The sequence below is a fragment of the Leptolyngbya sp. GB1-A1 genome, assembly GCF_039962475.1.
Lineage (GTDB): Bacteria > Cyanobacteriota > Cyanobacteriia > Elainellales > Elainellaceae > Leptolyngbya_A.
Genome location: NZ_JAMPLI010000003.1, coordinates 99,822 through 121,858, shown reverse-complemented (window position 1 = coordinate 121,858; position 22,037 = coordinate 99,822). Strand labels below are relative to the sequence as shown.

19 protein-coding genes and 1 pseudogene are annotated in these 22,037 nt (G+C 50.9%); 9 read left to right on the top strand and 11 right to left on the bottom strand.

Annotated features, from left to right (window positions below):
* Nucleotides 1–328: 328 nt before the first annotated feature.
* Entirely contained in the window at nt 329–817 is a 489-nt protein-coding gene (locus tag NDI45_RS04370; RefSeq protein WP_190794072.1) for a rhodanese-like domain-containing protein, read from the bottom strand.
* 295 nt (nt 818–1,112) lie between these two features.
* Between NDI45_RS04370 and NDI45_RS04365 the strand changes: the two genes are divergently transcribed.
* Nucleotides 1,113–1,547: a gamma-glutamylcyclotransferase gene (locus NDI45_RS04365; RefSeq protein ID WP_190794073.1), complete on the top strand. Its 435-nt coding sequence runs from the start codon at nt 1,113–1,115 to the stop codon at nt 1,545–1,547.
* Between the two features lie 216 nt (nt 1,548–1,763).
* Nucleotides 1,764–2,843, top strand: coding sequence for an alpha/beta hydrolase (locus NDI45_RS04360; RefSeq protein ID WP_348246548.1), 1,080 nt, complete (start codon nt 1,764–1,766; stop codon nt 2,841–2,843).
* Here NDI45_RS04360 and tsaD read toward each other — a convergent pair.
* Nucleotides 2,840–3,883 carry a tRNA (adenosine(37)-N6)-threonylcarbamoyltransferase complex transferase subunit TsaD gene (tsaD, locus tag NDI45_RS04355; protein ID WP_348246546.1) on the bottom strand — a complete coding sequence of 348 codons (1,044 nt, stop codon included), beginning with the start codon at nt 3,881–3,883 and terminating at the stop codon, nt 2,840–2,842. The two genes, NDI45_RS04360 and tsaD, sit on opposite strands and share 4 nt — an antisense overlap.
* A 426-nt stretch (nt 3,884–4,309) precedes the next feature.
* Here tsaD and NDI45_RS04350 point away from each other — a divergent pair, with 426 nt between their 5' ends.
* A complete protein-coding gene (locus NDI45_RS04350) occupies nt 4,310–4,795 on the top strand; it encodes a Photosystem I reaction center subunit III (protein WP_190789811.1) in 486 nt (161 codons plus the stop codon).
* Nucleotides 4,796–4,832: 37 nt separating this feature from the next.
* Nucleotides 4,833–4,961: a photosystem I reaction center subunit IX gene (locus NDI45_RS04345; protein ID WP_190789810.1), complete on the top strand. Its 129-nt coding sequence runs from the start codon at nt 4,833–4,835 to the stop codon at nt 4,959–4,961.
* A gap of 164 nt (nt 4,962–5,125) precedes the next feature.
* Here the strand turns inward: NDI45_RS04345 and NDI45_RS04340 are convergent, their stop codons facing one another.
* Nucleotides 5,126–6,874 (bottom strand): hypothetical protein, encoded by a 1,749-nt coding sequence (locus tag NDI45_RS04340; RefSeq protein WP_348246543.1) that lies wholly within the window; start codon nt 6,872–6,874, stop codon nt 5,126–5,128.
* Nucleotides 6,871–7,824: a lysylphosphatidylglycerol synthase transmembrane domain-containing protein gene (locus tag NDI45_RS04335; RefSeq protein WP_348246541.1), complete on the bottom strand. Its 954-nt coding sequence runs from the start codon at nt 7,822–7,824 to the stop codon at nt 6,871–6,873. Before NDI45_RS04335 ends, NDI45_RS04340 begins: the two co-directional genes overlap by 4 nt.
* Nucleotides 7,825–7,874: 50 nt before the next feature.
* Here NDI45_RS04335 and NDI45_RS04330 point away from each other — a divergent pair, with 50 nt between their 5' ends.
* The gene (locus NDI45_RS04330; RefSeq protein WP_190790256.1) at nt 7,875–8,147 is read left to right on the top strand and encodes a hypothetical protein; all 273 of its coding nucleotides are present in this window, start codon (nt 7,875–7,877) and stop codon (nt 8,145–8,147) included.
* A 63-nt stretch (nt 8,148–8,210) separates the two neighbouring features.
* Here the strand turns inward: NDI45_RS04330 and NDI45_RS04325 are convergent.
* A pseudogene (locus NDI45_RS04325) lies at nt 8,211–8,842 on the bottom strand (transposase); the annotation flags it as partial.
* A 421-nt stretch (nt 8,843–9,263) separates the two neighbouring features.
* Here NDI45_RS04325 and NDI45_RS04320 point away from each other — a divergent pair.
* The gene (locus tag NDI45_RS04320; RefSeq protein WP_348246539.1) at nt 9,264–9,665 is read left to right on the top strand and encodes a fasciclin domain-containing protein; all 402 of its coding nucleotides are present in this window, start codon (nt 9,264–9,266) and stop codon (nt 9,663–9,665) included.
* A gap of 443 nt (nt 9,666–10,108) precedes the next feature.
* Here NDI45_RS04320 and NDI45_RS04315 read toward each other — a convergent pair whose 3' ends face one another.
* On the bottom strand, nt 10,109–11,698 hold the full coding sequence (locus tag NDI45_RS04315) for a hypothetical protein (RefSeq protein ID WP_348246537.1): 1,590 nt from the start codon (nt 11,696–11,698) through the stop codon (nt 10,109–10,111).
* A 227-nt stretch (nt 11,699–11,925) separates the two neighbouring features.
* Nucleotides 11,926–13,449, bottom strand: a complete 1,524-nt coding sequence (locus NDI45_RS04310) for a SulP family inorganic anion transporter (protein ID WP_348246535.1) — start codon at nt 13,447–13,449, stop codon at nt 11,926–11,928.
* 1,023 nt (nt 13,450–14,472) lie between these two features.
* Between NDI45_RS04310 and thrC the strand changes: the two genes are divergently transcribed.
* The gene (thrC, locus tag NDI45_RS04305; RefSeq protein WP_199296353.1) at nt 14,473–15,552 is read left to right on the top strand and encodes a threonine synthase; all 1,080 of its coding nucleotides are present in this window, start codon (nt 14,473–14,475) and stop codon (nt 15,550–15,552) included.
* Here the strand turns inward: thrC and NDI45_RS04300 are convergent.
* A complete protein-coding gene (locus NDI45_RS04300) occupies nt 15,515–16,096 on the bottom strand; it encodes a hypothetical protein (RefSeq protein ID WP_348246533.1) in 582 nt (193 codons plus the stop codon). The two genes, thrC and NDI45_RS04300, sit on opposite strands and share 38 nt — an antisense overlap.
* Before the next feature lie 30 nt (nt 16,097–16,126).
* The gene (locus tag NDI45_RS04295) at nt 16,127–17,608 is read right to left on the bottom strand and encodes a site-2 protease family protein (RefSeq protein WP_190790263.1); all 1,482 of its coding nucleotides are present in this window, start codon (nt 17,606–17,608) and stop codon (nt 16,127–16,129) included.
* A gap of 514 nt (nt 17,609–18,122) precedes the next feature.
* On the opposite strand from NDI45_RS04295, the gene NDI45_RS04290 reads away from it, so the two are divergent.
* A complete protein-coding gene (locus tag NDI45_RS04290; protein ID WP_348246531.1) occupies nt 18,123–18,821 on the top strand; it encodes an MBL fold metallo-hydrolase in 699 nt (232 codons plus the stop codon).
* A 14-nt stretch (nt 18,822–18,835) separates the two neighbouring features.
* On the opposite strand, the gene NDI45_RS04285 is transcribed toward NDI45_RS04290, so the two are convergent.
* Both NDI45_RS04285 and NDI45_RS04280 read right to left on the bottom strand, forming a co-directional pair.
* Entirely contained in the window at nt 18,836–20,650 is a 1,815-nt protein-coding gene (locus NDI45_RS04285; RefSeq protein ID WP_348246529.1) for an FG-GAP-like repeat-containing protein, read from the bottom strand.
* 306 nt (nt 20,651–20,956) lie between these two features.
* Nucleotides 20,957–21,382, bottom strand: coding sequence for a response regulator (locus NDI45_RS04280; protein ID WP_190791455.1), 426 nt, complete (start codon nt 21,380–21,382; stop codon nt 20,957–20,959).
* Nucleotides 21,383–21,828: 446 nt separating this feature from the next.
* On the opposite strand from NDI45_RS04280, the gene NDI45_RS04275 reads away from it, so the two are divergent.
* Nucleotides 21,829–22,002: a hypothetical protein gene (locus NDI45_RS04275; RefSeq protein ID WP_190792115.1), complete on the top strand. Its 174-nt coding sequence runs from the start codon at nt 21,829–21,831 to the stop codon at nt 22,000–22,002.
* The last annotated feature ends 35 nt before the right edge of the window (nt 22,003–22,037 follow it).

Here is a 22,037-nt window from a genome sequence, read left to right as displayed (position 1 = left end):
CCGGTTGTCACAGTTCCCCTTAATCACAGTCCCCCCTTAATCAGGGATTTAGGCATGGGAAATTCAGGGCAACATCGACAACTTACAACTTTTCAAAAATCCTTCTTTGCAGAGCTTCGGTGCAGGACAGGACACACCATACAAGACAGAGCAAAAAAAGAGACACGCGATCGTGCCTCTCACAGGTGAATGAGAACTCAACCAATCAATAAATTGAGAATCAATTGAATGAATATGCCTTAAAAGAAAGTTTGACCAGAAGCGTACTCAACATCATGAGATTACTTCGAGTCAAACCTTCTCCGCGACAGGAATGCGCTTTTAGCAATTATTGCATCGGCTTTTCGTGTGCCTTTTCCTGAGCGAAATCTTTCAGCCGCTCGACCACATTGTAAGCACCCGGACCCGGAGACTCGTTTGATGCAACTCCTTCAATCGAACCTTCGATTTCGCGCCATGCCTTAAGTCCGCCCTTTAGTTCCGCAACATGCTGGAACCCTGCCTGACGGAGCAGTTGAGCCGCTTGTGCGCTTTGCTCATCGTCATTGCCATAAACATAAAGATCCCGCTCTTTGCGGATGGTTGATTCTGCCAATCCTGGTACTTTATCCATCGGCATTGTCATTGCGCCCAAGATACGGCAATCGTTGAATGCGTCGTGGTCCCGCACGTCCAGAATTGTCAGACCCGGCTCTCCCCACTCTAAACGAGACTTCAGCTCATAAGCGGTGGCTTGGGAATGAAATTCTGGGGGCGTGGGGGTAACATCGGGCAGGTTATCTTTTGCCTTTACAATCAAGTCTTGAATGTTGTCCATTGTTTTTTGTGTTTATTTTTTGTTAATCACCTTTCAAGTGATAACGATAAACAAGTTGCTTGAATGCTGCCTCTCCCCTGGGGGATAAGACAAATTTGCAGCCAAAATCGAAAGAGAGAAGTTATCCTCTGCGTGTGCTGCGAGAAGGCAGAAGCAGCGTGATGAAACGGGCTTCAGACAACCGTTTTTCGCCCCTCACTCCTGGGAAAACGCTTTCGATTTAGTTCTTGCCAGAGGGTAGGCGATCGGTTTAGGTTAAATGCTGCAACGCTTATCAGCAGTTTTTGAACCATCCATGACCCAACCTAGCTCCGAGCCGAAACAGGTCTTCATTTGCGGTTCTGCCCTGCGGGGACAGCCAGACCATCAAAATCTACAGTCTGCTCGTTTCGTCCGTGAAGCGAAGACTCAACCCCTGTATCGCCTTCATGCAGCACAAAACGGCTGGCATCCTGCCATTTATCAGGTAGCAGAGGGAGGCATCTCTATACCGGGGGAGCTTTACGAACTTAGCTCCGAGCAATATGAATACCTGGTTTCTACCGAACCGCCCAATATGTATCCCGGCGATGTTGTGCTGGAGAGCGGAGCAGTGGTAACGGCAATGCTTTACCCCCATGAACTTGTTGAACAGTACAGTTGGCCCGATATTTCCCATTTGGGCGGCTGGGCAGCTTATAAGGCAAGTGTCGATTCGACAAAAGCTTCCGGGCAGGCTGAGGAGGCTTAAACCGCGATCGTTCGTACCCGACGAGCCGCGTATTCGGTTCCTGATCGCCGCATTAACGCTCTTCCTTTCTGTAATTTCTGACTTGAGCGGGAAGCTAAAACTTGGAAACAGGCTCCCAGCAAACCTATGATAGAGACAGAAGAGCAAATCGAAGCCGGACTGCGTTATCGCTCTGGGCAGTTTGCTGTGCTAAAAGGCAATTGATACTGCGATCGTATGGTCAAAACTGTTGATGTTCTAGGGTTTCCCCATGCCTACGAGCTATTTGCGCCCACCGATGCACCCACCGATATGCCAATTGTGGTGTTTGTGCATGGTTGGCTACTGAGCCGGGCTTATTGGCAGCCTGTGATTGAGCAGCTAGCAGGAAACTATCAATGCCTTGCTTATGACCTGCGAGGTTTCGGTCATTCTCAAAATTTTCCTAACAGCGCGCCTGCTGCCCAAGCCTTGCCTCAAAATTTAACCGAACTCGATTTAACCGAACCCGTGCCTGAAACCGTGGTTCAAAAAACAGCCGTTAGTGTGGCAAGTCCCACTTCAGTAGCGATTGATCACCCAACATTAAATCGTGAGGCAAGCAGTGGGGCAAGCGGTTCTGTCCCGGTTTCCCTACCCGATCAGACAGCGGCTGATCAGGCTGAGATAAGCTCAAATCGCTATACCCCTGCTGCCTATGCTCAGGATCTCGTTCACCTGCTGGCGGAACTGCAAATTAAAAAAGCCTGGATTGTGGGTCATTCGTTGGGTGGCAGTATCGCACTATGGGCAGCCCATCTCGCGCCTGACACAATCGAGGGTGTGGTTTGCGTGAACGCAGGGGGCGGGATTTATCTGAAGGAAGAGTTTGAGCGGTTTCGCCTGGCGGGAGAACAGTTAGTCAAGTTTCGTCCGCGCTGGTTGTCCTATCTGCCGTTTCTCGACCTGCTTCTGACCCGAATTAATGTTTATCGTCCGATCGCCCGACGGTGGGCTAAGCAACGTCTGCAAGACCTGCTGGTAGCCAATGCAGAAGCTGCCCTCAGGAGCTTGCTCGACTCGACGACCGAAGCCGAAGTCCATCAGCTTCCCCAGGTAGTTGCTCAGCTTCAGCAGCCTGTTCATTTTATTACCGGACAAAAAGACACGGTGATGGAGCCGAAATACGTCCGCCATCTGGCAAGCTTTCATCCCTCTTTTGAGTTTTGCGGTCACAATGTCAGCGAAATTTCAGATTGCGGTCATCTCGCCATGATTGAGCAGCCCGATGTGACGGTTGCTGAAATTCGGGCAGTTTTAGAAAAGTACTCGGCTTAGCTTGCTTCGTTATACAAATCCATTACCGCCCCCAGCGACAGCCGGGATTGAACACCTAGCGTTAGTGGGGAAACGTGACCACGATCGAGATGCTCGGCAGCCGCACAAGCAATCATCGCTGCGTTGTCGGTACAAAATTTGAGGGGTGGAAACAACACACGCAGACCATGTTCCTCCGCTGCCGATTGCAGGTGATGGCGCAAACCGCTATTCGCCGCAACGCCTCCGCCAACTGCGATCGTTTTCAGCCCATTGTCCAACGCGCAAGCGATCGTTCTTTTGGTTAAGGCTTTAGCAACCGCCGCCTGAAAGCTAGCAGCCAGATCAGGCACAGAGAGAGCAGTTGGTGAAACGGTTTGGGTCAGGCGCAGCACGGCAGTTTTTAAGCCGCTAAAGCTGGAATCATAAGGGTGATAGCCGCCTTCGGGCAAAGAGATTTTGCCTTCGGGCAGGGCAAACGCGGCGGGGTTTCCTGCTTTGGCGAGGCGATCGATCACGGGACCACCCGGATAGCCCAAATCGAGCAACCGCGCTACTTTATCAAACGCTTCTCCGGCGGCATCGTCGCGGGTCTGCCCCAGCGTTTCATAGTGTCCGCAGTCTTTCACATGAATTAGGCTTGTGTGCCCACCTGACACGAGCAAACAGAGAAACGGCGGCTGAAGGTCCGGCTCGCTTAAGTAAGAAGCGTAGATATGCCCCTCCAGGTGATGAGCGCCCAGAAACGGCTTTTGGTGCAGCATTGCCAGCGTTTTGCCTGCGGTCACACCCACCAACAGCGCACCAACCAGACCGGGGGCACAGGTCGCAGCAACACCATCAATGGCGTGCCAGTCCAGTTTTGCCTGCTGCAAGGCTGCGTCGAGCACCCAATTAACGGTTTCAAGATGCTGTCGCGAAGCCAGTTCGGGCACAACGCCGCCATACTGCTGATGCAGTTTAATCTGCGAAGAGACAATGTTACTCAGCACCTCCCGATCGCGCACGATCGCGACAGAAGTTTCATCACAGCTTGTTTCGATTGCCAGAACGGTTGCCATAGCCTTGCGAGAGTTCTTGATGATGCTTGATTGTCGTCTGAAGCGATGCCTCAAACTAAATTATGAAGGATTATCCCTAGCCTCCTAATCAATTTGCAGCCAAGCAGAAATCTGTTTGCAAAAATTAATCAACCTATTACGATCTGAATGTGCTCCGAAAAAAACATATAGAGTTAAAAATTGCAAACTAACGTTGACAGAAAATTGCTGAAGACGAGGCAGTGAAGGCGAATGGCTAAACGGCAGTAGGGTTTTCGATCGATCGTTTGAGCGGTTTGATTTAGGCGTAAAGTTCTTTTAAAAGCTTAACTTTACGAGGTTTCCCTGGAAGAGTATGATTGCACTGAAACGCTAATCTTCTTTGTACAAACTCCTTAACAATTTGTACAAATTTCTTTGTTTTTTGTAATAAAGGGAAACAACTCCATGCGAAGATTGTTTGCTCTCGTTGTCGTTCTATTCCTGTGGGTTGGGTTCGTGCCCCCTGCTTCGGCTGATATCGCTGGACTTACCCCTTGCAGCGAATCTCAGGCTTTCCAGGCCCGGGCTGCCCAGGCTCGGACTCCTCAGGCAAAGGCTCGCTTCGAGGCTTATGCTAACTCCCAGGTACTCTGCGGTCCTGACGGTCTACCTCACCTGATTGCAGATGGTCGTCTCAGCCACGCCGGAGAATTTATGATTCCTGGCATCATGTTCCTGTACATTGCAGGCTTGATCGGCTGGTCGGGTCGCTCCTATCTGATCAACGTGCGGAAGACCAAGAACCCCGAAATGAAGGAAGTTCTGATTGATGTGCCGCTCGCCGTCAAATGTGTTGTGTCTGCCCTCGCCTGGCCCCTAGCTGCCCTGAAAGAGCTGACCACGGGTGAACTCGTTGAGGCTGACAACAAAATTCCCGTCGGACCGCGCTAGTTTCTGATTCTCTCTTCCGTTCCTCTGGAGCTATCCTATGCAAAACTTCGTCAAGTACCTCTCTCTCGCACCCGTGGCACTAACGGTCACCCTGGTCGTTCTGTCAGCCAGCGTGATTGAGTTCAATCGCTTCTTTCCTGACCTGCTGTTTCACCCGATGCCGTAGGCAATTTAGCTGAGCGATCAACGTGGGATTATCTTCGATCGGCGATCGATCAGTCTAATCAAACTAACTCACAAACAAATTGAGGCGAATCATTGAGGCAGCAGCTTGCAAACCAGCAAGTTCTACTTCAAGGGTTCGCTTCTCTGCATTCGCTGTTGCCCCAATTAAGACTGCTGCTGAATGCAATTTGCATCCAAAATTCGAAAGCGGCGAATTCGCGCCTTTGTGCAGGCTCGTGCAGTTTGTTGCAGGGCAGCATTGCCGGGTTGAAGCTGCTGAGAAACTGCTGGAAACTGACGAAAGATTGAGTTTTCCTCCAGGTATTTTGGCTCAAAGGACGATCGCTCAACTAGCCAAAAATCCACGTCATATTTCTGAATAAAATTCTTTACCTGATTCAGATCAGGGCTATATTGCGCCTGCATCAGATCGGTTGTGCGCTGACTCATTTCCTCAAAATATTGGACGTGATAGGGCAGCAAATAGCCCTCACCGCCAACCAGAATCGATCGCTGAGCAAAACTGGGAAGCTGATTGGCTTCAGCGCTGAGCGATGCGATTTGAATCTCTTTGGGCTGCTGTTGAAAGAAACGGTACAGTTCTGGAAATTCACCTGTGATATATCCCGTTACGGGAAACGCATCGCTATCAATTCGCAATGTATAGGGATACAAAAAGAGCAATCCGGTAGCAAGGACAGACAAACCAGAAACTACGGCAGCCTGAACTCGACTGTTCATTGGTTTACGAGCCAGCAGAACACGCATTAGGGAATCCCAAAGAATGACGATCGCTACACCGGCCGCTAAAGCAGCGATCATGCGAAAACTATGCTCGGTATAACGATTGGGAAGATGCAGCCGAAACAAAACCAGATGCGCTAAAAGGAACCAGCCCAACGATACGATGAGAAGCTGCGGCAGCAATACAATTTGCGATCGAACCTGATTGGCGAAAGGAAACCGATTTCGAAATTTTAGAAGGAGAGGCAGCGATACAACGAGCCAAAGCTGCGGAATTCCTAGCCATCCCAACGCATTGCCTTCTCTGGCTAAATCACACCATTCGGTGGGCATCATGCCACTTCGTTTACCGCACAGCCAGAAGTCAGTGAAATGATTCACGAAAAACTTTGACCAACCTGTTTCACTAAACGCAGGCAATGGCCTGGCTTGATCTGCGGTAATTATCGGTGAATAGGGAGAAGATTGCAGTGCATACGGCAGCAGAATCAAAAAAGCAGCAATTAATCCGGCGATCGATAATCTTAAATGCGATCGATTCAATCCAATTCCACCGCGAAATTGCCACAGGCGAATGAATAATAGCCCCGCAGAAAGAAAGACGCTCTGGGGATAAAATAATCCCTGCAAAACAATCACAATGATTAAGGGGATAAGCGATCGACGCAGTAAAAAGTAAAGGAACGCCAGAAATAACGGATAGATGAACGCTACAGGAGTCGATGAAACAATATCATCGCGCATCCAGAGATTCTGATTGAGCAGCAGCGCACAGGCAAATCCGGCGATCGGTAACGGCAAAAACTGCATCCCAATGCCAAAGGCAAAGGCTGTGCTAATCAGTGCCAAAACGGGCGGCAGCAGCTTACTGAGAAAGACGGGATCAATCCCAATTCCGGCAAAAAAACGATAGAGAGTTGCATAGCCATCGGGGGCAGCGGACTGAAAATAATCGGCAATCAAATCATTGGGAAAAAGCTGCGGATCGAGAAACCGCCTGGCCCAAAAAACGTGCTGCCGCGCATCGTCCTGAATTACATATTCATTGCTGAATGCCGTTATCAGAGCCGGAATGCAGTAGACCAGCGACATGAGTAAACTCAGACCGAGCCAAAAGATCAGGCGCGATCGATCAGACTTCAAAGGCAATCGATTAGGCAGGTGCATCATGATTTAATCCGCCGCATTTCCCGCAGGGTTGACAGGTATTGTCCCAGAAAAGGCAGTCCGCCGATCGCAGGCAGCAGATATCGCGAGGTGCAAAGCAGCCCCAAAGCCGCCGCTGTCTGAGCATTGAAATAAGGCTGATAAAACAGAATTAGAGCTGCATCACGGGTTCCCACGCCTGCAAACGTCAGGGGCAGCAGCCCTGCCAGGATGGCCAGGGGCGACAGTGCCAGATTCACCAAAAACGGAGTCCAGGCGTTGAGTGCCAGAATAAAAAACCAGATTTGCAGCAGGTGCAGAAACCAGATAAACACCGACGTTACGGCAATCTTTGTGAGCTGAAGCCGATCGCGCCAAAAGTAATCGTGCATCTCCTGCCAAGAACCGCTCAGTTTTTCCAGCTTGGCTTTCAGCTTTTTAGGGGCAAGGGCCTGCGCCATTTGAAAGAAACTCTGGGCAAAGCGGGGCAGTCCGATCAGTGCCAGTCCAAGCATTAGCCCGATCGCTACCGTCGCCGTCATGATCCAGAATAGCCAATCTTTTTGCGGGTAAAGCAGCAGCCCAAATACACACCACAACAGCAGCGACAGCAAATCGCAGGTTTTCTCAAACACCACCAGCGACAGGGCAAGCGTCCCACTCAAATGCCCCCGATCGCGCATAAAATACGCCTTCGCAATGTCCCCCATCTTGGACGGCAGCACCATATTCAAGACGCTGGCTGCCAAAATAAGCTGATTTGCCTCGCCAAATCTCAATCGCGTTCCGGGCGGCATCAACTGCTGCAATCGCCATGCAGTGAACATGGTTAAGGGAATCACCATCCCCAAACTCACGACCATCCACAATCGATCGCTGTCCTGAAATACTTGCAGCAGTCCAGCAAAGTCAATCCTCCAGTAAATGACTGCGAGAATGATGAGGCTAACGGCGATCGAGATCAGGCGTTTCATAGAATTAATTCAGTGAGGCACTGGACATGAGATGGATAGGACAGAGAATCATGCTCCGGGTAGTCAAATCGATTCGGACGATTCCAGGGCGAGAATCCTGGTTTTGGGCAGTGGGGCTGCTGTTGCTCTATGGACTGATTTACCTCCCGATCGGTTTCGGCTCGCAATTCCTGACGCTGGATATTCAAACTTCAGGTTGGACGATCGCAAGTGTTATTGTACGGGCATTGATTATGCCGGGAATGACCGAAGAACTCTTTTTTAGAGGATTACTGATTCCACATTCGAGTGAAACGGTGAGGGTGATCGATCGCTGGCTCTAGAGCAGCATCAGCCTGATTAGTTTTGTGCTTTATCGTCCATTTAATTTCTTCGCACCCCCATTCTTCTCGCTCGCTGTCTAGTTTTGGCAATCGATAGTTCTCAGTGCGGCGACAATACCGGTCAAACCATTCCACTTGTAAATGCTCCTGAAGCCAGTTTGGAGCCACAACCGTTAAGCTCTTGAGCACAGCACGAAAGGTTTCTCCTATGTCTCTAGTCGATGCAAGCTCTGAATTGCCCCGAGAACATGAGTTGAATCTGTTCGTTGCCGTTTATGTCCTTTGAGTAGTTTCTTTTGGCGTAATTGTTCCAACAATTTGTCCAGCAACAATTGCTCTGCATTGCCTGCAAGCAAACGAGTGCGGAACTCACTCAAAATGGAGTAATCAAATCCTGGATCACTCAGCGGTAAGCTGAGAGCATACTTCCAATCAATGCGAGCACGAACAGCATCTGCGGCTTGACGGTCGGATAGATTCTCTATGAACTGCATCACGCAAACTAATGCTAACTGCCAAGGAGCTTGAGCTGGTTGTCCGCGTCTCGAAAAGAGCGAGGCAAAAGTTTCGTCCTGATAAATGCTGCCAAGGGTAGCGTGGATCTGGAGATAAAGGTTGCCTTTCGGAAAGTCGGTTCGTGCAACTGCTGCAGCGTCTTCTAGAACTGGAAGAATCGGTTGGGGTTGCATGGACATAATGCACCTCTGTTCAGCCATGTACCTTTACCCTCATCTCATGAGAGACCTTTCGCCTAGATTTTCTCTAACGAATTCGCCAACGGTATCTTCGCTTCCCACACCTTATATTACGGCTCATTAAACGTTTCTATTTCTGACAAGGGTTCAGAAATAGCCAATTTGAAAGAGACCGATCAAGCCGTTCTCGATTTTGAAGATGGGTTGAACTATCTTATCTATCAGAAGATTATCTTTTAAATCACGGACAGTTTGGTGAACGGTGACAACAGTTTTAAATTTAATCAAGTCTAGCTATTTACAAGTATTCTTATTGCCAAGCAGAGCATATCCATTCCTTTAGCCGGATACTGAGAAAAACGACATAATGTTTTCAGCAATTGCGTTATGGTTGTTACAGACACATAAGCTAGGTAAATAAATGTCTGACATTGTTGATACTGCCGTAAACGCTGGTTCATTCGGCACCCTAGTTGCTGCTGTCAAAGCTGCCGGCCTCGTAGAAACCCTCAAGGGTGCTGGCCCATTTACACTCTTTGCACCGAATGATGAAGCATTTGCAAAGCTTCCTGCGGGCACGGTTGATTCTTTGCTCAAAGATATCCCGAAGCTCAAGCAAATTCTTACCTACCACGTTGTTTCTGGCAAGGTGATGGCGGCGGATGTGGTGAAGCTGAAGTCAGCCACGACCGTTCAAGGTTCAGACGTAAAGATTGATGCCTCCCAAGGTGTTAAGGTGAACAATTCTAGCGTGACAACACCAGATGTTACTGCTGATAATGGCGTCATTCACATCATTGACACTGTGCTAATTCCTGCATAAGCAATTGTCTAAGTAGCGCGGTATTTTCGGGGCGGCGACTGTAAAAAAGTTGCTGCCTCGAAGTTTGTTTAAGCGTGTGTAATTGCTGTTTGGCTCGCCATTTAATTGAAAGCCAATCATGTTGTCGCGTCTCTTGCTAATTGGACTCTTACGCAGTTTTGATACTGCTGGCGAAACATCGCTTAACACCCTGAAAGCCTTACAAGTTCATTACAATCAGAAGCGAGATGTTCGAGTTTTGTAACCCAGGAAACGGCAAAATCAGGGCTTCGGATATGAAGAAATAATTTGCCAGCAGTATCTGTCCTGCATTGTCCCCAAATATTGTCCCCAAATGCTCTAATTTTGAGAGACTGCGAGCAGCTTAAAGAGTGCCAGGTTCCCTCCAGCATTAGCGGGCTAGGGGGCAGTTCGGGTCAGGGTTATCCCAATTCAAACCTTTCCTAAAGGGTTCGATCGATCGTTAAAACTTCCCCCATCCTCAGCGACTTCACCTTCTCGGTCAAATCCAGCCAGGGTTGAAGCTGTCCGACTTGAAACGTGCGGCTCATCACCACATAAATCGAAGTCTGATCGCCGCCAATACCTGCACTCACCACATTGAACCAATCGTTTGCCTGAAGCTGATCCTGCACTTGCCAGTGTCCATCCTGCCAGATTAGTCGGCGTGTGAACTGAAACGGCGCGTCTTTCTTGCCCACAATCAGCACTTTTTGCAAAATTTTGCGAATCAGGTTAGGGAAAAAGCGTCCGATTGTCAGCATCACGACTCGGAGAATCATCAAATTCAGGGGAGTCATTTGCTTTTGTTTTGCCCAACCTAGCCTGCCACGAACTTCAATTTCGTTGGGCTGAAGGTCGATCGTGTAGTCACTCACCAGATGCCCCACCGCATTTTTGAGCTTGCCGCCCTGCCGCACCTGCACGGAAAACTGCGTATCGGACGCAATCAGTTGATTGTTACGGAAAAGTTTGAATGCGCCGCCTTTATTTAACGCCAGATACAGCTCAGTATTCTCGCGGCGATCGATCAGCAAACCCGCCTGCTTCAGCCAAACTTGACCCTGCGATCGAGTTGGAATTGCCGGACGAGACTCGACAAAATCTTGCCATGCCAACAGATAGTTCCAAGTGTGGTGTCCGATGATGTGATCGTCCGCGTAGCAGGGAGCCTTGGCGTTTGCCAGTCCTTGCAGGAAGCGATCGTTGATTGCCAGAGCTTCAGGGAGCCAGCGTCCGACTCGCTCAAAGCCATTGGGAAAGAAATTATAGGTGTTGCGGCTGGTGTATTCGCCGCCGTAGGAGCCGTCGGGATGGACGAATTCTGCCGCTAGTTTGACGGCTTGGGTAAGTGATGCTTGCAGGCGTGGATCGGGCGTGAGTTCATACAGCCATGCCAGACAGGAAATGGTCAGCGTGTGGTAGCCCGGATCGCAGCCTTCGTATTCCTGAAACCAGCCTTCTTCGTGCTGCCAGGAAAAGACCTGTTCGAGTCGCTGCGCCTTTGCCCGATCCCAGCGATTTGTCTTTAGCAGTCGAGAAAGCAACTCCAAACACAGCACGATCAACGCCTGATGATTCGTGAGCCGCCCACTTTCCTGGTGATGCGCCAGCCAGTCTGCCCGCTGGCTAAAAAATTTCAGCATTCGCTCGTCCTGAAACTCCAGCCGCCGATAGCTTTCCAGACAGGCTAACAGCGAAAATGCTGCCGCACCGCCTGCTCGCTCAAACGGAAAATAATCGTCGCAGGAGCCGTCTGCGTGAGCACTTTTTGCCGCGTAGAGAATGCCTGCTTTCACCCATTCACGAATCACAGGCTGCTGATAGTAAGGGTTGCCCGGCAGGTTAATTTCATACGCCAGCGTCAGCGGCAGCACAAACTCCTGGGACATCCCGCTTGGGAAATCAATGATTTTGTAGTGCCAGAAGTTGCGATCGAAACAGCCATAAGTTGGACTGTGCGGATTGCGATCGAGCAGCGTCAGGATTTTGGGAATCTGAGCCAGGGCTTCGCGGGCAAAGAGGTCTTTCATTGCAACAGTGTATCGGGGTGGCAAATCGCAGTGGCAAATCGCAGTGGAACACAGGCAGTTTAACGACCTGTCCTGAGCAAGACGCCGATCGGTCAAGAACAGTTGCTATCCTACAGTACAATCTGTCCCCGGTTGTGGTTCAAGCGCAAACCAACTATCCCCTACACTTGCTGATACCGCCCCGCAAAGAGACCAAAAATGAAAGTGCCCCTTCGTACAAATGGGTACTAGGCACTTTGATCGACGAACCAATCAAAATCGGCAAGCTGCATCAGTCCAAACTGTTCGGCGATCGCCTGACTCTCTGGATTAAGCCCGCTCAGTGTTACTTGTTTACCGAGGATTTGATACTTCTTGACGACTTTTGAAACTGCGTCTGCGGCTGCCCAGTCCCAGAGACGAGCTGCACTAAAATCAAGAACGACGCGCTTGGAATTGTGCTGATAGTCAAATAGTTCCAGAAACCGGTTTGCTGAACCAGAGAACAGTTGACCCGACAAATGGTAGGTCTTTACCTCACTGTGCTGAGTCGTCGTTGCTCTAATCTGAGCTGCTTGCCAGCCAAAGACAACGGTACTGAGGATGACCCCCACCAAAACCCCTTTCGCCAGGTCATGGGTCCAAATGACAATCGCTACCGTGATTGGCATAACGATCGATTCAGGCAAAGGCGTTTTGCGGAGCGTTTTGAGCGAATTCCAGTCGAAGGTTTCAAACGCAATCATGATCATGACTCCGACCAACGCCGCCATTGGAATCTGCTGCACCAAATCTCGCAGCACAAAAATGGCAAACAGCAAAAAAGCACCGGAAACAGCGGTTGATAATCGGCTCCGTCCGCCCGATCGCACGTTGATAATCGATTGACCAACCATCCCACAGCCTGCCATGCCGCCCAGGAACCCCGTCACCACGTTGGCAATCCCCTGTCCTTTAATTTCCTGGTTTTTGGAACTGCGAGTGTCCGTCAACTCATCCACCAGGGCGGCAGTCAACAGCGACTCCAGCAACCCGACGATCGCCAGCGTCAAAGCATACGGCAAAATGATGGCGATCGTTTCTAGCGAAAGGCTTACGGCAGGAAGGTGTACACTGGGCAAACTGCGCGTTATTTGGCCAATGTCGCCAACCCGACGCACGGGCAGGTTCACGGCGATCGCAAATAGGGTCATTGAAACAATGGCAACCAGCGGAGCCGGAACTGCTTTAGACAATCTGGGGAATAGATAAACAATCACCAGCGTCACGGCGACCATGACATACATTTGCCACGGTTCTCCTGCAAACTGCTGCAACTGTGCCAGGAAAATCAAAATTCCCAGCGCATTGACAAACCCGGCAATGACCGAGGGTGGAATAAAAGAAAAAAAGCGTTCTAACTGAAGAATGCCAATCAAAATCTGAAGTACACCCGTGAGAACAGTTGCGGCAAAGAGATACTCAACACCGTGTTTTGCCACAAGCGTGGTCATCAGAAGTGCCATTGAGCCAGTCGCGGCTGAGATCATTGCCGGACGCCCACCCACGATCGCTGTGACCACTGCCATGCAAAATGAGGTGTACAGCGCGACCATTGGGTTGACTTTGGCGATCGCCGCAAACGCAAGCGATTCGGGAATTAAGGCTAGTGCTACTGTAATTCCGGCTAAAACTTCAGTCTTGAGGTTTGGGCTTTGCGCTTTTCTCCGAAGCTTCGATCGCAAAGCTCGAATCCGCCTCGCTTGGAACAGACTAATCACTCGGTATGACATTTCTTCGCCTGAATAGTTCAAGATTTTGGCAATCGTAAAATCAATATCAATCGGCCGATTGGGCGCGACCAAACCACCGCAACCGCTAACCGATCAATTCAATTCATCAATTAGTTTGTCAATTCAGTTCATCGAATAGGAACAGTAACCGCCAGGATTCCCAAAGCAATCAGCAGCAGAATACAAGCACGATCGGCATTTTCAAGAATGCATTGCCGCGATCGTAGTCAGCAGTTTGCCCACCAGCACCACACAACCCAAACTCACGGTGGAGTCAAGCCACCCGGAATACGCACTGCTGCAACTGCCTGGATAACCGAATTAGGTTTAACCCAAATAACTCCTCGAAATAGAGGATTCTGAGCCTGGGTTAAAAGAAATAATTCTGTGCAGCCTGGTCTGTACATACAAGAACCTTGGAAGACTACCTCAGGGTTGCGATGTATCGTTCACCGCTATCACCAGATGGATTGAGTTCCTCGATACCTTACCATCGAGCACTACCGTAGGAGCAGGGATTTTAGGCTGCTTATTGGAAGCTTCACTGTACCGGGGACAGACTTTATATAAGGAATAAAACTGAATCATAAATGAGTCATAGAGCTGAGCCATAAAACTGCTTCCTTTCTCAGCTAGAAGTTATGAGCTAGAAGCAGTTTAAGTCGATCGGCAGAATTAAAATTCGTAAACTTTAGTGAAATGTCTCAACCTCAAAATAAGCTCTGGATTCCGCTGACGGTTCTCGCCATTGCTCTGCTGTCTTTGTTGGTGCTGAGTGGCTGGACAGTACAGGATTTGCTGCATGACGTTCTGTGAAGCAAACGTTCTCCAAATCCCCTCAAGGGAACGATCGCCAACCTGTGAACAACCCTTACACTTGGCTGATGTGACTCGATCGCACTAGACTTGAGAGAACGGGTGAGATACCATCTCAGTCCTAAGTTCTTCATTCACAAATTCGCTGTGACTGCTAGTTTACCGTCTGTTAATACACATAGTTCTGGTTCGTCTGGTAACGCTCATTTGGCAGCTCAATCGGTTGCGGGTCAGAGAGGCTGGCGCGGCTTGATTGAAACCTATCGCCGCTATTTGCCCGTCACCGATCAAACCCCTGTGGTGACGCTGCTAGAAGGCAATACGCCCCTGATTCCCGCTCCTGCGATCGCCGCTGAGATTGGACGCGGAGTGCAGGTGTGGGTCAAGTATGACGGTCTGAACCCGACGGGCAGCTTCAAAGACCGGGGCATGACGATGGCAGTCACCAAAGCGAAGGAAGCCGGAGCAGAAGTGGTGATTTGTGCCAGTACGGGCAATACCTCAGCCGCCGCTGCTGCCTATGCAAGACGAGCCGGAATGCGGGCCTATGTGCTGATCCCAGATGGCTATGTGGCGTTGGGCAAGCTGGCACAGGCGTTGCTGTATGGCGCAGAAGTGCTGGCAATTCAGGGAAACTTCGATCGTGCCCTGGAAATCGTGCGGGAAATGTCAGAGCACTACCCGATCACGCTGGTTAACTCAGTGAACCCCTATCGATTAGAGGGGCAGAAGACCGCCGCTTTTGAAATTGTAGACGTGCTGGGTGACGCTCCCGACTGGCTCTGTATTCCGGTAGGCAACGCGGGCAATATTACCGCTTATTGGATGGGCTTTTGTCAGTATCATCAGGAAAATCGCTGCAAGTTGCCTCGGATGATGGGCTTTCAGGCAGCAGGCGCGTCTCCGCTGGTGACAGGTCAACCCAATCCCAACCCGGAAACTTTGGCAACCGCAATTCGCATTGGCAATCCGGCAAGCTGGAAGCAGGCAGTTGCGGCAAGAGATGCCAGTCAGGGACAGTTCAACGCTGTCACCGACGAAGAGATTCTAGACGCTTATCGCATGCTGGCTTCTCAGGAAGGCATTTTCTGTGAGCCTGCGAGTGCGGCTTCAGTGGCGGGACTGCTGAAGGTGAAAGATCAGGTTCCGGCAGGCGCAAAAATTGTTTGTGTTCTCACCGGAAACGGACTTAAAGACCCGGATACGGCGATTAAACACTGTCAAAACCAGTTCAAAACCGGGATCGAAGCTACTCGAAGTGCGGTAGCTCAAGTGATGGGGTTTTAGACGCAGGCAAAACGGCAGGTATTTCGGAGAGAACTGAATCTTCGAGCTTGCCGCGATCGGGGTTGTTATCCGAGTTGCAGTTACGGGTGCGTTCCTGAGTGAGCCGATCGATCGCATCTCCCAGGGCAGCTGTCAACTCGACGCGGGTCTGCTGATGGGCTGCTTGCTCAGACCGAAGTGTCTGCTTCAGGCGATCGGCTTCTAGCAGTGCTTCACTCAGGCGAGCTTGCAGCGCCTCGATCGGGTCGAGCTGGCTAACCTGCTGCTGAACCGTCTGGGCGCGAGCTGCATCTGGCTCTGAGAAAGCGGCCAAATCATTAGACAGGGACGGAGTTGCTTTTAGCGCGTTGAGTTCCGCTTGCAGGGAATCGACCTTTTGCTGCGCCAGTTTTGCCTCGGTGCGTCGCTGGCGGGCTTCAGTTTCATATAAATTGCGCCAGTTTGCTGCACTCTTTAGCGCGTCATCTCGTTCCTGCTGCGCTTCGGTCAGCTTTTGTTGCAGGGCTTTTATTTCGCCTAACCATTGCCGGACATCCTGGGTCATGACTCTATCCTTCAGGCAGTGTACTAGAGTCTAAAACAAAACCCGGAGAAGTGGAGCAGGCGCGGGCAGAATAATCAGCAGCAGCAATCCGAGTGCCAGGATTCCCAGCAGGTCGCGGGCATTATTCAATTCACTAACATCATTCAGAACTGGCTCATCGATTACGGGCATGAGAAACAGCAAAATTGCCCATACCCACAGCAGCGGTTCTCGCTGAACCCATGCCAGCCCAATCAGCAGTAACCGAGCCACCTGACTGATCACCGCCCCCGATCGCTGCCCCAGCATGGCGTGAACAATATGCCCGCCGTCGAGCTGACCCACAGGCATGAGATTCAGCGCAGTCACAATCAGCCCCAGACAGCCTGCAATTGCGACCGGATGCAGGTTCAGGGCACTGTCTATCGCCATGCGATCGCCCAGCGCAATCCGACTGAGCACGGTCAGTAGCACCGACGCGCTGGACTTAAACGAAGCCGCGTTCAGCAGTCCAGATTCCTCGGTTACGGGCACTGGGGAAGACTGCGCCAAACCCCACAGCAAAACGGGAACCGTCACCAGGAACCCGGCAAGCGGTCCCAGTAGCCCAATGTCAAACAAGGCCCTGCGATTGGGAATGGGCGATCGGTGCTGAATAAACGCGCCTAATGTCCCAAAAGGAAAAATACTTGCAGGCGGAACCGGAATAAAGTAAGGCAAAGATGCCCGAATTCGGTAGCGCCGGGCTGCCCAGAAGTGTCCTAGCTCGTGCGCTCCCAAAATTGCCAGCAGCGAAACGGCATAGGGAAGTCCGGTCAGCAGTTCGGCAAAGGTCGTTGGAAGCTGAGGATTGGTTTTGCCGATCAAAAACCCTGCCAGCGTCGTGGTTAACAAAGTGGCAAACAGCAGGATTAACGCAATGCCAGGGCGATCGCCCGTTTTCCGCAAGGCTGCACCTGCCTGCTGGTAGGGATTGGGAACCAGGGCAAAAAAAGGCTTGCCGTTTAAGCCTTCCTGAAAAACGACGAGGAACCGATCGCGAAACTGCGCTTCCACATTTTCCCGCACCGTTTGATACGCCACTTCCGGCGAGGTTCGGAGCTGCCCGCGACAGATGAGCGCCTGGGGGCGATGCTCGATGTTTTGCAGATAGAACACCGACCAGGGAAAGCAGTTTTGCAGGCTGGCTTCTTCTTCGCGATCGATCGATCGGGGAGGTGGAGTCGGACGGACATTCGCCACAGACGCAGGCTGTTCGGACTGGGCAGATTGCGCTTGGGCAGACTGAGAAGGCGGAATTCGTCCTTTTTGCACCAGCGTCCAGTACAGAATCGAACTGCCTACAAATGCAGCAAACAGCAGCTCAAGGGGAATTGGCTCCGCCACTCTAACAACCGCCCAGCTCGCCCAAACAAAAGCAGGAATCATCATGACCAGCCACAGTAGCCAGACCGGGGTGCGCGTCAAATTCGCCACACTGCGCTGAACCACAAAGTAGGTAATCGATCCAATAATCAGGAGCAGCAAGATCATGCCGTCAATTTCACCTTTTATTCCCGCTCAATCTGAACCATGCTTCATCCAGAATAGCTCGGTTGCATGATCGCCAAACCGTTTTTAGCTGATTCGCCTGTTATCGATTCAATTATCCATCAGGGAAAATTGAGGGAAGATTGCTTCGATCGCCAAACTGCTCGACGCTTTTGAAGGAGTCAGGATAGGAGTTTTAAGATGAAGAGGAAAACAATCGTGGATAGAAATAATTTTTGTCTTTTGAGTGTTTGATATGGTAATTTAGCGAACTGCGGAGCGATGGGGAGAAGAACTGGGAATTCTCCAGCCTTTTCGCAGAAAACGAGGCTTTCCCCAATATGCTGAACCCGAAGACTGCTCATGCAGCATGATATGGCAACCCGTCTTTTACTCACCCATGCGAAGCGACCCCTTCAGCCTATCCATCTGGTCATGTAAACCGTCACAGTAGTCTTATCATCGTCAGTTCTCACTACCGCCCTTTTCTCACCCGCTTCCCGTGATTAATTCCCCTGTGCCCAATTCATCAGAAACTGCTTCAAACCCTTCAAACGCTGCTGCCAAACCGCCTCGCCCCGTGTTTGAAACCGTGTTTGCCTTTCCTCCCAACCGCGAGATTGCAGGCGGCACGGCTTACCTGATTCTGCAGGAGGGCGGCAATATGCTGGTTGACTGTCCTGCGTGGGATGCCGCAACTCGATCGTTTCTTCAGGAGCAGGGAGGCGTGCGGTGGTTATTTCTGACTCATCGGGGGGCGATCGGTCAGGTCAGGTCAATTCAGCAGGAAACGGGCTGCGAAGTGCTGATTCAGGAGCAGGAGGCATATCTGCTGCCCCAAATGGACATCACAACGTTTCAGCAAGAGGTTCGCCTCAGCTCCAGCAGTCTGGCAATCTGGACACCTGGACATTCTCCTGGCTCTGCCTGCCTGTATCACGATCGCTTTGGCGGCATTCTGTTTACCGGACGGCATTTGTTGCCGAATCAGCAGGGAAACCCGGTTCCGCTCCGCATTGCCAAAACTTTTCACTGGCCGCGTCAGCTTCGCAGCATTGCAGCCCTGCGCGATCGATTCACGCCAGAAACGCTTCAGTTTCTCTGTCCGGGCGCGAATACAGGGTTTTTGCGAGGACAGCGATCGATCGATCGAGCTTTCGATCGGCTCAGTCAGCTTGATCTGGAGGCGATGCGGCTAGAAAAGCCTGGACTCTAACAGCGCAATGACCTCTAGCTGACATTGAAATCATTTGCGCTTAGCGATCGGCGGTTGGGTGAACTGAGAACGGCAAACACTCCGCCCTGAGCAAAGCCGGGAATTGCACCGTCGGGATTGTAGTAGAGCCGCCCGGTCGATTGCGCGTAGACAATTGCTGCGCTGCTGGCTTGTGCCTGGGCAAAGGTCGAAACTGCCTGAAAGCTAATCGATCGGGTCAGGGTAGGGAAGGTTTGGCGATCGAGGACAATCTTGTCTTGACGGGGTGTGAAATCAGTAATGCGGCTGGGCGGATCTTGCGGGTTAAAGGGTGCGCCTGTCGCAAAAATAAACCGATCGCTCCCGGCATCTCCAGTAAGCGTATTTTTTCCTGTGCCACCGCTGAGGGAGTCATTGCCGTCCCCTCCCAGTAAGCGATCGGCTCCCGCGTTGCCCAATAGCGTATCGTTGCCGTCCAGCCCGCGTAGAGTGTCCTTGCCTGCTTCCCCGGCTAGCGTATTGCGTCCGCTGCTTCCAGTGAGGCTGTCCTCAAGCTGAGTGCCGATCGCGTTGGCGTAGTTTCTGATTGGATAGCGAGTCCGGGGGCTGGTGTTGAGCTGAAACGTTGCGTTTGCCAGGTTAACAGAAATCGACGTGCGAGTTTCCTGGGAACCGTTGATCGTACCTGCGCGACTGCGGGTAGGACGCTGCAAAAATACAAAGCTGGTGCGGTTCAGCAAAACCCGTGCGTTGTTCGAGCCACTGCTAGAGACAATCAGATCGGGCTTTTGATCGCCATTCAAATCACCGATCGCTGTTGCAGAAGGGTCACTGTTAGCTAGGGTGAAAAAAGGACGGCTGAAATTGCCTTCGCCATTGGTGAGAATAGTCGCCAGCGAGGAACCATTTTGCAGTGTTGCAATTAAATCAATTTGACGATCGCCATTCAGATCTGCTGCCCGAATCGACGTGGTTCGCGTGTTGGGAAGCAGGGTTTCTCCCCGCGTAAATTCCCCTTTGCCGTTGCCAAACAGCACTGAAATTCCCGCAGAACGAGAGCCATTATTTGCTGTCGCCACATCCTGCCTGCCATCGCCATCAAAGTCTCCAGTTGCCACCCCAAACGGTACAGCTCCCCCAGAGCGATAGCTTTTCGACTCCCGAAAATTGCCGTCTCCAGTTCCTAGCAGCAGCGAAACCGTATTCGAGCCAGCATCCGCTGTGACCAGATCGAGCCTTCGATCGCCGTTAAAGTCTCCGGTTGCCAGCGCGAGCGACTGCCCTCCCAAAATGCGATTGGTCTTTACAGCACGAAACGTGCCGTTCCCGTTGTTTAGCAAAATCGAAACACTGCTCGACCCGCTTCCAAAGTTAACGGCTGCAATATCAGGGCGATCGTCTCCGTTAAAGTCTCCAAGGACTACCTCTCGGGGCTGCGTGCCGACCTCAAGCCGAACAACGCTGCGAAAACTACCGTCTCCGCGACCCAGCAGCAGCGAAACCGTATCTGAGGTGCGATTTGCAGCCACAATATCAGCGAACCCGTCGCCATTTAAATCGGCGGCTGCTAGCCCACCCGGATTGTCACCAATTTCTAGCTCGATCGCCGGGTTAAACGTGCCCCGACCCGTACCCAAAAACAGCGACGCATCGGTATTGAAGGCAAAGCCAAACGTCGTGATCACCGTATCCAGGTTGCCGTCATTGTTGAAGTCAGCGATCGCAGCACTGTTAGAAAAGGCGTTGAGCGGCAAACTCCCGCCCGACTCAAACCTCAGGTCAAAGTTCAGCAGGTCTTTTCGGTTTGAAGATTGACGCTGAGCAGAAGACAGTTTTTTTGCAAGGGTCATCGCAGCCTCACGCACTCACGGCAGGTCTGCCATATCCAGAGCCTTTTCTCAGGACACATCTAGCCCATCAGATCAGTTTGCTCTCCAGATGTAGCGTCTAGAAGTGTAGCTTACCTGGGGCGATCGGCAGTTTTATTTCTTAAAGTAAATAAGCCCATGACGAGGATTGAACTCATGACCTCACCCTTACCAAGGGTGTGCAAAGAGCGCATTTTGTAAGGATTCTGAGCGTTTGGTCTTGAAGCTGTACCCAAACTGTGCCTAGTATAGCCGGAATGTCTAGGAGCTAGACAGGATTCGATCGCTTCAGTGCTCTCTTTCCTTAGCTCCTTGCCTAGAAGCTACCGTCGCTACGGTTTCAACGATCACGGTCACGTCTAAAGGTTTAGAGACGTAGGTTTGAAAACCTGCTTGATGGATGCGATTCCTACTTACCTCTCTGTCTGAATCAGCGATGATAATTGCTGGAATTGGCTCTATCCCTAGCTCTACCTCTTTGTCTCTCCACAGACCGATAAGCATATATCCGTCTCCATCTGGTAAATGAGTGTTACTGAGGATTACATCCGGTATAAACCGATCTAGAGCTTCTATCGCCTCATAAATGTGGATAACCGCTGTAACCTCTGCACCCCATAGCTGGAGAATGAAGGTAATTAGTTCTCTTGTATCCTGCTCGTCCTCAATAACTAGCAGATGCAATCCTTCAAGGGGCTTACCAGAATCACTCATTTTCCTAAAGAGACTTGCCAATAAAAAGGATAGAGAATTATTGATATCTCGGAATCTATCCTACGACTGGCTAAGTATAAAAGCCTATTCACCTGCCAACAATAAAACAAGGAGAATTCACAAAATCGCCTATCCAACGCGAGAGCTTGAACAGACTCTAATAAGGTTAACCTTGCTATAGACTAGCTCAGGTGCTCAGGATGAATAGCGATTATAGGGACTTACTTGCTAAAAGAGCCAAAATACTAGCAACAATCCGATATGCGTTGAGTCGCATCCGCTCAATAACTGCCTATCTTCAATCTGAGTCGGAAAAACAACCTCGCTGTAATTGCTGTACGAAGCAAGACAAGCAGGATTCAAGCGAAATGAGGCCAGGCTCTCCCCACTAAAGCCCTGGTCGAGTCATCAGATTCTAACAAATACGCTTTCGTCTAACTGAGTGGTTGGCTCAGGCTCCCAACCGTAAGGTGAAGTCTGAGTGGAAAGAGACGATCGCCAAAACGCTTGATGTTACAACCTACCAGGTTGAGCGGCTACTCAATCAATACAATGCGGATCGGTTGTGCGAAACCTCAGGGGTTGAACGTGGTGGCAAAGAGTATCATTGCATCCTATGAATACTGCTAGCAATCTTCTATAGGGGCGATACTGG